The sequence below is a fragment of the uncultured Oscillibacter sp. genome (assembly GCF_900544955.1).
GTDB lineage: Bacteria > Bacillota > Clostridia > Oscillospirales > Oscillospiraceae > Oscillibacter.
The window spans coordinates 59,521-72,276 of the sequence record NZ_UQXD01000004.1 but is presented as its reverse complement, the minus strand read 5'-3'; the positions used below and the strand labels follow the sequence as shown (position 1 = coordinate 72,276).

Annotated in this window: 11 protein-coding genes, 1 tRNA gene and 1 pseudogene; 6 read left to right on the top strand and 7 right to left on the bottom strand. The window is 63.3% G+C overall.

Annotation, left to right across the window (positions count from 1 at the left end; translation table 11 throughout):
* Nucleotides 1-71: 71 nt before the first annotated feature.
* Entirely contained in the window at nucleotides 72-500 is a 429-nt protein-coding gene (locus QZS21_RS01980) for a CD1247 N-terminal domain-containing protein (protein WP_295579598.1), read from the top strand.
* A gap of 53 nt (nucleotides 501-553) precedes the next feature.
* Here the strand turns inward: QZS21_RS01980 and QZS21_RS01975 are convergent, their stop codons facing one another.
* Both QZS21_RS01975 and QZS21_RS01970 read right to left on the bottom strand, forming a co-directional pair.
* On the bottom strand, nucleotides 554-946 hold the full coding sequence (locus tag QZS21_RS01975) for a DUF5655 domain-containing protein (protein WP_295579662.1): 393 nt from the start codon (nucleotides 944-946) through the stop codon (nucleotides 554-556).
* Complete coding sequence (locus QZS21_RS01970) at nucleotides 946-1,785, bottom strand: pantothenate kinase (RefSeq protein ID WP_295579596.1); 840 nt, start codon at nucleotides 1,783-1,785, stop codon at nucleotides 946-948. Before QZS21_RS01970 ends, QZS21_RS01975 begins: the two co-directional genes overlap by 1 nt.
* 187 nt (nucleotides 1,786-1,972) lie before the next feature.
* Here QZS21_RS01970 and QZS21_RS01965 point away from each other — a divergent pair, with 187 nt between their 5' ends.
* From QZS21_RS01965 to QZS21_RS01945, 5 genes are all read left to right on the top strand, one after another.
* Entirely contained in the window at nucleotides 1,973-3,421 is a 1,449-nt protein-coding gene (locus QZS21_RS01965; RefSeq protein WP_295579594.1) for a nicotinate phosphoribosyltransferase, read from the top strand.
* A 128-nt stretch (nucleotides 3,422-3,549) separates the two neighbouring features.
* Nucleotides 3,550-5,112, top strand: coding sequence for a cardiolipin synthase (cls, locus tag QZS21_RS01960; protein WP_295579592.1), 1,563 nt, complete (start codon nucleotides 3,550-3,552; stop codon nucleotides 5,110-5,112).
* Nucleotides 5,113-5,194: 82 nt separating this feature from the next.
* Nucleotides 5,195-6,064 (top strand): ATP-binding protein, encoded by an 870-nt coding sequence (locus QZS21_RS01955; protein WP_295579590.1) that lies wholly within the window; start codon nucleotides 5,195-5,197, stop codon nucleotides 6,062-6,064.
* 12 nt (nucleotides 6,065-6,076) lie between these two features.
* Nucleotides 6,077-8,455 (top strand): tetratricopeptide repeat protein, encoded by a 2,379-nt coding sequence (locus QZS21_RS01950; RefSeq protein WP_295579587.1) that lies wholly within the window; start codon nucleotides 6,077-6,079, stop codon nucleotides 8,453-8,455.
* An 83-nt stretch (nucleotides 8,456-8,538) separates the two neighbouring features.
* A tRNA-Gln gene (locus QZS21_RS01945) sits at nucleotides 8,539-8,612 on the top strand.
* Between the two features lie 78 nt (nucleotides 8,613-8,690).
* Here QZS21_RS01945 and QZS21_RS01940 read toward each other — a convergent pair.
* From QZS21_RS01940 to QZS21_RS01925, 5 genes and pseudogenes are all read right to left on the bottom strand, one after another.
* Nucleotides 8,691-8,819, bottom strand: a complete 129-nt coding sequence (locus QZS21_RS01940) for a hypothetical protein (protein WP_295579586.1) — start codon at nucleotides 8,817-8,819, stop codon at nucleotides 8,691-8,693.
* A 74-nt stretch (nucleotides 8,820-8,893) separates the two neighbouring features.
* Nucleotides 8,894-9,352 carry a tyrosine-type recombinase/integrase gene (locus QZS21_RS01935; RefSeq protein WP_295579583.1) on the bottom strand — a complete coding sequence of 153 codons (459 nt, stop codon included), beginning with the start codon at nucleotides 9,350-9,352 and terminating at the stop codon, nucleotides 8,894-8,896.
* 153 nt (nucleotides 9,353-9,505) lie between these two features.
* Nucleotides 9,506-9,613: pseudogene (locus QZS21_RS11640) on the bottom strand (hypothetical protein); the annotation flags it as partial.
* A gap of 837 nt (nucleotides 9,614-10,450) precedes the next feature.
* The gene (locus QZS21_RS01930) at nucleotides 10,451-11,848 is read right to left on the bottom strand and encodes a sensor histidine kinase (RefSeq protein ID WP_295579578.1); all 1,398 of its coding nucleotides are present in this window, start codon (nucleotides 11,846-11,848) and stop codon (nucleotides 10,451-10,453) included.
* The gene (locus QZS21_RS01925) at nucleotides 11,845-12,570 is read right to left on the bottom strand and encodes a LytTR family DNA-binding domain-containing protein (RefSeq protein WP_295579575.1); all 726 of its coding nucleotides are present in this window, start codon (nucleotides 12,568-12,570) and stop codon (nucleotides 11,845-11,847) included. Before QZS21_RS01925 ends, QZS21_RS01930 begins: the two co-directional genes overlap by 4 nt.
* Between the last annotated feature and the right edge of the window lie 186 nt (nucleotides 12,571-12,756).

Genomic DNA, 12,756 nt, shown 5'->3' with positions numbered 1-12,756 from the left:
AAGGGGGGACGGTGTCCCCCCTTTCCATCACTGCGAACCGCTACTTTTATAGGACGAAAGGAGCTACTGCTATGGAAATCACTGAGAAGGTCGCCTACCTGAAGGGCCTGGCCGAGGGCATGGAGCTGGACACCGAGAAGAAGGAGGGCAAGCTGCTTGCCGCCATCATCGACGTGCTGGAGGACATCGCCCTGGAGCTGGAGGACATCCACGACGAGCAGGGCGAGCTGGCCGACGGCCTGGACGCCGTCAGCGACGATCTGGAGGACGTGGAGGACGTGGTCTTCGGCGAGGACGACGAGGACGAGGACGCCTACTACGAGGACGATCTGGACGAGGACGAGGACTGCTACGCCACCACCTGCCCCACCTGCGAGGAGACCATCTACTTCGACGACTCCGTGCTGGAGGACGGCCAGGTGATCTGCCCCAACTGCGGGGAGAAGCTGGAGTTCGACCTGAGCAGCCTGGACGAGGAGCCCTCCGAGGACGAGGAGTAACCGACCCAACGAACAGCCGCCCCCGGCGCCATCGGCGCTGGGGGCGGCTTTCTTCATCTGCCGCAGCGGAAGCGGCGGGCCTGGGCCACCCACTCCAGAAGCTCTTCGTCCACCTCCTCCGGGGCGGAGAGGAGCAGGTGGGTGGTCCACCGGCCGGGGTACGGCTCCACCGCCGCCTCCACCCGGGGGCTGTCCAGCCGCTCCGGCAAAAACAGGCTCACCACCAGGAAGTCCCTGGGGCGGCGGCGAAAGCCCCCGTGGGTGGGGGGCCACAGCGCGCAGTAGGGCCGGGGGTCCCGCAGCCCCACCTGGGATTTCTGGGTGACCACCGCCGTCTCCGGCCACCGCTCCAAACAGCGGTCCAGAAAGGCCCGGGCCACCGGCACCAGCTCCGGCTTCCACTGGCAGAAGAAGGCCTCCGCCTGGCGCAGCGCCTCCAGGTCCATCACGTCGCCGCCCGTTTCTGGAGGCTGCAGAGCCCTGCGCCGATGGCGGTGGCGAAGGTGGCGTTTTCGGGAATGATATAGCGGATGCCGTACAGCTTTTCAAAATTGGAGAAGTTGGCCTCCACCTGGGAGAGAGTGGTCATGGACCCGGTGAGCACCACCGTCCGGGTGCCGCAGCACCCGCAGGCCAGCACCGTCATGGTGCCGATGGCCTGGAGCACCAGGTTCACCGCGCCGGCGGCCAAGTCCGCCGGGGTGGCGTCCTCCGCCAGGTTGCCGAAGTTGGCGGCGGTGAGGGTGGGGTCCAGCGTGGGGGCGGGGTTGCGGGTGATGTCCCGGATGGTCAGGTCCACCTGACTCAAATCCCCCTGCTCCGCCAGCCGCTTGATCTGGCCGAAGCGCTCCATCCCCACCAGCTTGCGGCACAGCCCCCCCAGGGTGCCGCCGCCGATGCCGCTGCCACACAGGTGGCGTACGGCGCCGCTTCGCTCCGCATACAAAAAGGCGGTGCCGGTGCCCATGGTCACCACCACGGCGCCCTCCTGTCCCGACAGGGCCAGGGCGCCGGTGCCGCTGGCGGAGAACTCGTCCACCTTGCAGGTGGGCAGGCCGAAGATGTCCCCCTCCACAAAGCTGGCGCCCACGCCGGTGAGCACCACCCGCCGCACGTCTTCCAGGGTGAGGCCGTTGCTGGTGAGGTAGTTGCCCAGGGCGCCGTAGAGGCTGGTCACCTGGTCCTCCGCCCGGACCCGCAGCATGGAGACCACGCCGCCGTCCTCCCCCAGGCCCACGACCTTGGTGGTGGAGCCGCCGATGTCAATGCCCAGGATCACATTCATGTGCAATCGCTCCTTCCGGCGGCGGGGGCCGCCTGTTTCTCCCATCATAGGGGAGGGCGGCGGCCTTGTCAATCCAGATTTGACAGAAATTTGACAGAATCTTGGAAAACCGATTGCTTTTCCGGGGAGGGGCGGCTATAATCAAGCCAAGTGACAAGACACTCTACAAAGGTTTTCGAGGTGTAGTATGCATACCGAACAAAAACTGAACATGACCATGCTCTGTGATTTTTACGAGCTGACCATGGGCAACGGCTATTTTCAGACGGGCTATCAGGACCGCATCACCTATTTCGACGTGTTTTTCCGGGACGTGCCGGACCGGGGGGGCTTTGCCGTCTGCGCCGGGCTGGACCAGCTGATTGCGTATATCCAGGACCTGCATTTCGACGAGGCGGACATCGCCTACCTGCGGGATAAGCACCTCTTCTCCGAGGGCTTTTTGGACTATCTCCGGCACTTCCGCTTCACCGGGGACATCTGGGCCATCCCGGAGGGGACGCCCATCTTCCCCCGGGAGCCGGTGGTGACGGTGCGGGCCCCCGCCATCCAGGCCCAGCTCATCGAGACCTTCACCCTGCTGACCATCAACCACCAGAGCCTCATTGCCACCAAGGCCAACCGCATCGTCCGGGCGGCCCAGGGGCGGACGGTGCTGGAGTTCGGCTCCCGCCGGGCCCAGGGCATCGACGGCGCCATCTCCGGCGCCCGGGCGGCCTTTATCGGCGGGTGCAAGGGCACGGCCTGCACCATCTCCGACCAGCTCTACCAGGTCCCCGCCGGCGGCACCATGGCCCACTCCTGGGTCCAGATGTTCGACTCGGAGTACGAGGCCTTCAAGGCCTACTGCCAGGTCTATCCCACCAACGCCACGCTGCTGGTGGACACCTACAACGTGCTCAAATCCGGCGTGCCCAACGCCATCCGGGCCTTCAACGAGGTGCTGCGGCCCCTGGGCATCACCAAGTGCGGCATCCGGGTGGACTCCGGCGACATCACCTACCTCACCCGGGAGGCCCGGCGGATGCTGGACGAGGCCGGGTGGACGGAGTGCCGGATCTCCGCCTCCAACTCCCTGGATGAGTACATCATCCGGGACCTGCTGCTGCAGGGTGCCCAGGTGGACATGTTCGGCGTGGGCGAGCGGATGATCACCGCCAGCAGCCAGCCGGTGTTCGGCGGCGTGTACAAGCTCTCCGCCGTGGAGGACGGGGCGGGGAACATCCTCCCCAAGATCAAGGTCAGCGAGAATGTGGACAAGATCACCAACCCCCACTTCAAGAAGATCTACCGCATCTTCGACAAGGCCACCGGGAAGGCGGAGGCGGACTATATCGCCGTGTGGGACGAGACGGTGGACGAGACCGCCCCCCTGGAGCTGTTTGACCCCCAGGCTACCTGGAAGCGCAAGACCTTTACCAACTTCACCGCCAAGCCCCTCCAGGTGCCGATCTTCCGGGCGGGGGAGCTGGTGTACCGCCGGCCCTCCCTCCAGGAGCTCCAGGACTACTGCATGGAGCAGGTGGAGACCCTCTGGGACGAGGTGAAGCGCTTTGAAAATCCCCACAACTACTATGTGGATCTGTCCCAGCGCCTGTGGGACATCAAGCAGGACCTCCTGCACCAAGCCCGCTGACGCGCCCCCAGCCCCGCCCTTGGGCGGGGCTGATTTGTTACAGAATCGTAGTTGAACAACCGGGGGCTTTCCGGTATAATACCAGGATAAGCTGTCGAAACTGCTGAGAGTGAGAGAGGTGACCGTCCATGCATAAAAACCTGCCGCGGCCTACAGAGCGGATTGAGCGGCGGATTTCCGCCTTCACCAGCATCTCCCTGTGCGTCCTGACGGTTATCGCCCAAATCGCCACTACGCTGCTGCTGACCCACTTCCTCCGGGAGAAGGCCAGCTATGTCTACGCCCTGCTGGAGATCGCCGGCGCCATCGTGGCCATCCGGGTGTATCAGCGGGCGGGCAGCCCCTCCTACAAGCTGGTGTGGATGTGCCTGCTGCTGGCCCTGCCGGTGTCCGGCATGATCCTCTTCTGCCTGTGGGGCGGCACCCACCAGGCCAAGAGCCTGAGCCTGCGGAAGATTCCCCCCATTCCCGAGCGGGAGAGCCAGCGGATGGCCAGCGACGCCGATTTGAGCCGCCTGCGCCACCGCTCCCCGGTCTGGGGACGGCTGGCGGGCTATCTCCAGAAGCGGGGCTTCCTCCTCCACCGGAACACCGACGCCCACTATTTCGGGGACGGGGCCGCCTTTTTGAACGATTTGATCGACCACCTCTCCAAGGCGGAGGTCTATATCTTCCTGGAATACTATATTCTGGCGGAGGGCCAGGTGTGGGACCGGTTGTTCGCCGTTCTGCGGGAGCGGGTGGCCGCCGGGGTGGAGGTGTGCCTCATCTTCGATGACTTCGGCAACCTGACCCGCCTCTCCGACGACACCTTCCAGGCCATCCAAAACGCGGGCATCGAGGTGGAGGTGTTCAACCCGGTCCACCGCTACGTCAACCGCATCTACTTCAACTACCGGGACCACCGGAAGATCGCCGTCATCGATGGCTACACCGCCTACACCGGCGGCATCAACATCGCCGACGAGTACGCCAACCTCATCGTCCGCTTCGGCCACTGGAAGGACAGCGGCGTGCGGATCGAGGGGGAGGGAGCCTGGGGCTTTGCCGCCCAGTTCATCCAGATGTGGAAGATGATGGGCCGGACGCTGCCCAACGAGGACGACTACTACCGCCCCCGGCAGGAGGCCCCCGCCACCCCCGGCTACTGCCAGCCCTTCACCGACGGGCCGCTGAACAACCCGGACAACCCCATTGAGGAGGTCTACCTCCAGCTCATCGCCTCCGCCCGGCGGATGCTCTACCTCACCACGCCCTACTACGCGGTGGAATCCTCCATGCAGCAGGCGCTGTGCATCGCGGCGGACTCCGGCGTGGACGTGCGGCTGCTGGTTCCCGCGGTGCCGGACAAGAAGTTTGCCTACATGGTGGCGGAGACCTACTGGGGCGAGCTGCTGGCCCACGGGGTGAAAATCTACCGCTATTCCCCCGGCTTCCTCCACGCCAAGAGCGTGATGGTGGACCGGGAGGCGGCCCTCATCGGCAGCACCAACATGGATTACCGCACCTTTCAGCTGCACTACGAATGCGCGGTGATGCTGTATCATATGCCGGTGGTGGAGGAGCTGCTGGAGGACATGGACGACATCATGGCCCAGAGCAGCCTCTACACCCTGGAGGAGTGGAACCGGCGCCCCTGGCTCCGCCGCACCTTCGCCTCCGTTCTGCGCCTGGGGGCGATCTGGCTGTGAGCTTTGGGGGGCTGGAGGCCCCCGCCGCCCTTTCCGCGCCTGCGCGGGGGCGGGATGACTTTGTAGATACCCGGAGGTCTGTATGTCCCGTGAACTGACGGCCCAGGAGACGGCCGAGCGCAGTCTCATCAAAACCTACCGCAAGACGCTGTGGAACCCCTTCATCGCCGCCGTGAAGCGGTACGCTCTGGTGTCCCCCGGCGACCGCATCGCCGTGTGCATCTCCGGCGGCAAGGACTCCATGGTGCTGGCAAAGCTGATGCAGGAGCTGCAAAAGCACACGGACCAGCCCTTTGAGCTGGTCTTCCTGGCCATGGACCCGGGGTACAGCCCGGAGAACCGGGCGCTGCTCCAGGCCAACGCCGCGGCGCTGGGCATTCCCCTCACCGTGTTTGAGAGCGACATCTTCGCCGTGACCACCCAGGTGGACAAAAACCCCTGCTACCTCTGCGCCCGGATGCGGCGGGGCTGCCTCTACGCCAAGGCCCGGGAGCTGGGGTGCGGCAAGATTGCCCTGGGCCACCATTTTTCCGACGTGGTGGAGACCACGCTGCTGGGATTGTTTTACGGCGCCCAGCTCCAGGCCATGCCACCCAAGCTCCACAGTAAAAATTTCCCGGGGATGGAGCTGATCCGCCCCCTGTACTGCGTGCACGAGGACGCCATCCTGGCCTGGAAGCGGTACAACGGCCTCCGCTTCCTCCAGTGTGCCTGCCGCTTCACCGAGGCCCGGGACGCCTCCGGCGACGGGGTGGGGGAGAGCAAGCGCCAGGAGATGAAGGTGCTGCTGCGGGAGCTGAGAGAGACGAATCCCAACATCGAAAAGAGCATTTTCCGGGCCATCCACGGCGTCCAGCTGGACACCTTTCCCGGTTTCAAGTACCGTGGCCGGGCCCGTTCCTTTTTAGAATACTACGACGGCGCCGCCCTGTGGGACGGCCCGGAGACTTGATTGGAGGTCACCATGGAATTCTATCGCTGTGAGAATACGGACTGCGGCTTTGTGGCCGAGGAGGAGCCGGATGTATGCCCCCGCTGCGGGGGGACCTTTTTCCTCGCCCTGGACGAGGAGGAGCTGACCGCCGGAGACTGGGTTGCCTTAGGCAACCGGGCGGTGGACGAGGAGCGGAAGACGGACGCCCTGGCCTGCTACCAGCGGGCGGCGGCCATGGACGATCCCCTGGGCCTGACCAACCTGGGCTGGTGCTTTGAAAGCGGCATCGGCGTTCCGGCGGACCCCCGCCAGGCGGTGCTGCTGTACGCCCAGGCGGCGGCCCGGGAGTATATGCCCGCCCTGACGAACCTGGGCTACTGCTATACATACGGCATCGGCGTGGAGAAGGATGAGGCCAAGGCCCTGGAGTGCTTCCGCAAGGGGGCGGAGGAGGGCTTTCCCCGGGCGCAGTTCCTGCTGGGGGAGGCCTACCGCCGGGGGGCCGGCGTGGAACAGAACGATGGCGAGGCGGCCCGCTGGTATCAGTCCGCCGCCTGGCTGGGCTATCCAGGCGCCCAGACGGAGCTGGGCCGCTGCTTTGAGTTCGGCACCGGCGTGCCGGAGGATTTGGAGAAGGCGGTGAAGTGGTATCAGTCCGCCGCCGACCAGGGCCATGCCCCGGGCCAGTGCTGTATCGGCTTTTGCTATGAGGCGGGCCGGGGCGTGGAGCAGAGCTGGGAGGAGGCGGTGAAGTGGTACCGCGCCTCCGCGGAGCAGGACTATCCCCGGGCCCAGTGCAATCTGGCCTGGTGCTATGAGTACGGCAAGGGCGTGGAGCAGGACTATGCCGCCGCCGCCAAGCTGTACCGGGCCGCGGCGGATCAGGAGTATCCCCGGGGCGAGCTGTGCACCGGCCTTTGCTGCGAGCGGGGCCGGGGCGTGCCGGTGAACAAGGAGGAGGCAGCGGCCTGGTACCGCAGGGCCGCCGACCACGGCGACGAGGACGGCGCCTGCTGCCTGGGCTATCTCTACGAGAGCGGCGTGGGCGTGGAGCAGAGCTGGGAGGAGGCGGTGAAGTGGTACGCCGTGGCCGCGGAGCGGAACCTCCCCCGGGGCCAGTGCAACCTGGCCTGGTGCCACGAGCACGGCAAGGGCGTGGAGAAGAATTTGGAGACCGCCCTCTCCTGGTACCGCAAGGCGGCGGACCAGGGGGACCCCCGGGGACTGTTCAGCGTGGCCAGGGCCTATGATTACGGCCTGGGCGTGGAGCAGAACGCGGAGGAGGCGGTCCGGTGGTATACCCGGGCGGCGGAGGCCGGCTCCGTCCCCGCCATGTGCGATCTGGGCGTGTGCTACGAGCGGGGCGAGGGCGTGGCCCAGGACATTCAGGAGGCCGCCCGGCTGTACCGGAAGGCCGCAGAGGCGGGGAATGCCCCGGGCCAGTGCAACCTGGGCTATCTCTACGAGATCGGCCAGGGGGTGGAGCAGAGCTGGGAGCAGGCGGTGAAGTGGTACAGCGCCGCCGCCCAGCAGGGAATGCCCCGGGCCCAGTGCAACCTGGCCTGGTGCTATGAGTACGGCAAAGGCGTGGAGCAGAGCGACACCCGGGCGGTTCACTGGTACCGCAAAGCGGCGGACCAGGGGGACCCCCGCGGGATGTTCTGCCTGGGCGTGTGCTACAAGCGGGGCCGGGGCGTGGAGCAGGATTGGCCCACGGCGGTCCAGTGGTATGAAAAGGCCGCCGAACAGGGCTACCCCGCCGCCATGTGCAATCTGGGCGTGTGCTGCGAGCACGGCGAGGGCACGGAGGAGGACATCGTCCGGGCGGCGGAGCTGTACCGCCAGGCGGCGGAGAAGGGCGATCCGGCGGCCCAGTGCAATCTGGGCTACCTCTACGAGTCCGGCCGCGGGGTGGAGCAGAGCTGGGAGCAGGCCGCCAAGTGGTATCAGGCCGCGGCGGAGCAGGGCTATGCCCGGGCCCAGTGCAACTTCGGCGTGTGCTGCGAGTTTGGCAACGGCGTGGAGAAAGACGTGGAGAAGGCCGCCCGGCTGTACCGGGAGGCCGCCGAGAACGGCGACCGGGGAGCGGCCTGCAACCTGGGCTATCTCTACGAGACCGGCGTGGGCGTGAAGCAGGACTGGAAGGAGGCGGTGGCCTGGTACCGCCGGGCAGTGGAGCAGGAGCATCCCCGGGCCCAGTACAACCTGGCCTGGTGTTACGAGCACGGCAAGGGCGTGGAGCAGGACCTCGAAAAGGCCATCGCGCTCTACCAGGCGGCGGCCGACCAGGAGTATGAGGACGCGGCGGAGTGCGTGGCCCGGCTGCGCCAGCAGAAGGGACCGGAGGAAAAGGGCGGAAAGAGCGGGAAAGGCGGCTTTTTGCGAGGCCTTTTCGGCGGCCGCCGCTGAAAAAGAAAAAAATTTCCGAAAACCTATTGACAAAAATCCTCTCTTCTGTATAATAATATCTGTTCGCTGCGGCGAACGGATATAGCGGGTTTGTGTAAAGGTAGCACAGCAGACTCTGACTCTGTATGTGAGGGTTCGAATCCTTCACCCGCTGCCACTAGAAACCCTGTAACCTCAACGGTTGCAGGGTTTCTCTTTGCCCAATTGACCCTTACCCTGACCCTTACCGGGTTTTTTAGAGGTTTTCGATGTACTTCTGCATACGTTTCGCGCTGTCCTCTTTCATGCGCTCAGAGACGTGACCGTAGACATCCAGGGTAAAGGCGGCGGTGGCGTGGCCCAGATTACTTTGGACTGTTTTCACGTCGTCGCCGTTTTGCAGGGACAATACTGCATAGATGTGCGCAGATCATGCACCCTCGCGTTTGGTGCGCCGACCTATACGGCGAATTCCTTGAAGTGATTGTAGACCGTCTGTGGGTGGAGATGGACACCAAACGCCGTGGTGAACACCAGAGCAGTCTGCCGCTCCTTTTCACTCTTCCAGCCCTTCCATTCCCAGCCCGCCCGCAGGCGCTCCTCCGCCTGGGGCTGCTGCCAGCATTTGAGCAGGTCCAGCACAAAGGGAGCGGGGGCGATAACGAGGGTCTTGTCATTCGTCAGCGGTGTGAAGGTGAAACCGCCGTCGGCGATGGGCCGTTTCTGGAGCTGTTTGTTGACAATCAATCTCCGCTTTTCAAAATCAATGCAGTCCCAGGTGAGCCCGATGGCCTCGGCCAGCCGGAGGCCGGTGAAGACCACCACCTTCAGCAATGTCCCGTATCCATCGTCACCGATCACCGCCAGCAGTGCGCGTACCTGTTCGTCGGTAAGGGGCTTGATTTCTTTTCGTTCCACCCTGGGGAGCGTGACGGCCTCGGCTGGATTCCGGCGCATATACGCCAACCTGACCGCGGTGGAGAGGCATTTGCTCAATATCCCATGGACATTGCGGATGCTCTTGGGGCTGAGGGACTTTTTCTCTCCTTTTCCCCGCAGGAGGGCATTGTAGAAGGACTGGATACGGTGCGGGTCCAGTTGGGAGAGCGGAACATGCCCCAGTGCGGGCAGGATGTGCGCCTTGGCCTGAGCTCTGTAGTGCTTGATGGTGGACCATTTTTTATTGCCTGTATAGCTAAATCAGCCGTTATAAGGCGGCAAATCGTTTCATAGGCAGAGGCCGCAAACCCGTATGAAATGGGCGTTTTTTCAAATCCTACGAATAAGGCGGCATATCCTGTAACAGCATAGTTTTGTAAAGTTGGGCACCATTTGGGCACCACAAAACAAAAAAACAGCAAGCCCTTGTGTGGCCCGCTGACGGTTTTAGTATACCACACCCTCCCCGAAACCGCAAGAGGCCGGACGGAGTTTGCGGGCGGGGCCGGGCGTGGACAAATAGAGTCTCCAAAACCCTGACAGAACGGGTCTCTGCGGACGCGGAACCGAGGGGGCCTGTATCATTTCACCTGAACCCCCGGAAACGTGGTTCCATCGTTCCGCATGACAGCCCCGGCGTGAGACTGAACCCCGTCTCATGCCGGGGCTGTTTCCATGCGCGGCGGGAATCCCAATCCCAACGAAAACAATCGTGGAAAACAATCGTGGCAAGCAGGGCAGGAGTATATACACTCCTGCAAAACGCTTGTTGGGTACTGGAACCCAAACCCCGGAAAAGGGCCGCCACCGGCGGCCTCTTTCATCGCCCCTGACGGGACGGCTGCGCGTCCTGCCGGATGCTTTCAAACATGAGGCATACTCCCAGCCGGTCAAGTCTCCCGTATTCAGCGCCCGCAAGGGCGCGTAGCCGCTCCACCTGTGGAGCGTTCGCAAGGCAGCGCAAGCGGCCCTTGCCGGGGGATTGGGGGCGGCCCCCAACAAGCAGATTTTACAGGTTTTCGCCAAGGCGAAAATCGGGAAAATCGCAAAGTGTGTACCACTTTGCCCTGCTTGCCGCTATTGTTTTAGCGGAAACGCCCCTTCCCCAGCCGGTACGGTTTCCCCCGTCCCGTCCGGGACGAGTTTCAACAGCACGGAGGCGTAGAACACCCCGCCTTTCTGCTCAAACTGCACCGTGCCGCCGTACCGGGCGGCAATCTCCCGCACGGATTCCACGCCGATTCCGGCCCCCTCCCGTTTGGAGGAAAGCGGCGTGTCCCCGTCGAACACCACCGGCGTCACACATGGATTGTCCACCAGAATCAAAAGCGTGGAGCCGCCCCGCCGCTTGACCCGGAGCTTAATGGTCTGCGGCCCTCCCGTCGCCTCCCGCTTGCAGGATTCCACCGCGTTTTCCAGCAGGTTCCCCAGCAGCACCGTAATGTCCGTGCTGGACACCGGGCAGCCGTCCGGGTAGTCTATCCCCGCTTCAAAGGCAATCCCGCCGTCCCGCGCCGAGGCCGCGTAGTAGCATACGACGGCGTTCACCACGTCGTTGCGGCAATACCGCTCCCAAGTGTCCGGGGGCAGCTGGCTTTGATACAGTTCGATGTATTCCGCAAGCCCCGCCTTGTCGTCATGCTCCAGATAGGACTTCACCACGGCCAAATGCTGTCGGAGGTCGTGGCGGGCCTTGCGCGTCTCGTCCATGTGGGCGGCCAGCAGGTCATACTGCTTTTTCTGCGCCATCAGGTTCCGGTCGGCGTACCGGAGCGATTCCTCCAGCTGCGTCCGGGCGCGGGAGGTCTCCAGCACTTTCAGCCCTACAAAAGACGTATAGCAGGCCCCAAACAGCATGAGGTATCGGGACACCATAAACTGCCACGTCGCGTAGGCGTACACGTCGCTGGTAAAGCAGTAGAGCATACCGAAAATCGTGGGAAACAGCGGGATTTTCCAGAACCGCCGCCACATCTCCACGTCCCCTATTTTCAGCGCGTCGGCCACCGTATGGGTGAAAAACCGGAGCAGGAACGGGCAGGTAATCAGGTAGATCACCACACGGGCGATATTGTAGATCAGATAAGGGTGCCGGTCGGAGAAATCCCAAAAGAACCGGCTTTCAATAAAGTTGGCGTTACCCAGCACAAAAAACTGCCACGCCAGAAACAGCAGCCATGTAAACATGAGCTTTGGAAAGCTGTCCTTAATGAGCAGGAACGCAAGGGCCAGAAAGACCAGCAGAAAGCCGTAGCGCGTGGCCGTCGTCCACCGGGCCGCCGCCTCGTAGCCGCCTAAGTTGATGGTGAAAAAGACGCCGCTATATAGGGCCGTCAACACCACTTGCAGCGCCACGATCTGCCGGAAAGGAATACGGAGCCTGTCGCGGCATATCCAGTACCGGGGCAGCGTGAAGGGCAGGGAATCAAGGAAGGGGAACAAAAGCACCATTAGCGCGTCAACCGTGTCCATCATAAAAGCGCGTCCTCCCTTTCCCGCTGGAACAGATAGGCGCTGTACAGCCCTTCCAGCTTTTTCTTCTCCCGCTGGGCAAAGGGGACGCCTGCCCCGTTGTCCATCCGGAACGCCAGCGCGTCGATTCGCTCCACCCGTTCCGCGTTGACGATACAGCCCTTGTAGCAGGGCAAAAACTGCGGATAGGGGGCCAGCAGCCCCGCCAGCTCCCCGAAGGGCAGACGGAACCGGAGGACGCCCCGCCTGTCGGTATGGATTTGGGTGTAGTGTTCGTCCTTGTCGCACCAGAGGATTTCACGGAGCAGCACCTTTTCCTGTTCCACCCGGACAAACCGGGCGCTGCGGATCTTCTCCACCCCGGCCAGCTCCATTGTCTTTTCAAAGTCGCCGTAGTCGTAGGGCTTGACCAGATACCCGCAGGCCCGCACCCCGTAGCTCTCGACGGCGTGGCTCACGCTGGTGGTGACGAACACCAACGCCGCCAGCTTGTCCTTCTCCCGGATTTTCCGGGCCGTGTCAATGCCGGAAAGCCCGTCCATGTACTGGTCGATAAAAATAACGTCCCACGCCTCCGGCTGGAATTGGGACAAAAAATCCTCCCCGCTGGAAAACTCCCCGACGGCGGGCGTTTCCCCGGCGTAATGCCCGTTTAAGTATTGGTGCAGGCACTTCCGTAACGCCTCCCTGCACGATTCAAGGTCGTCTATGATTGCGGCTCTCATGTCAAAAGCCCTCCCTCCGTATCACAAAGTTTTTTCGTTGTCAAGACCATTTTACCGCAAAAATCCCGTTTTGACCATGCAAGTTACGGCCAAAAATGTCAAGTTGCGGCCACCCCCTTGAAAAACGCCGTTTTTTTCCCTATGCTGAACGTGTAGAAAGCAATCTGGACAGGAAGGAGGCCGCCT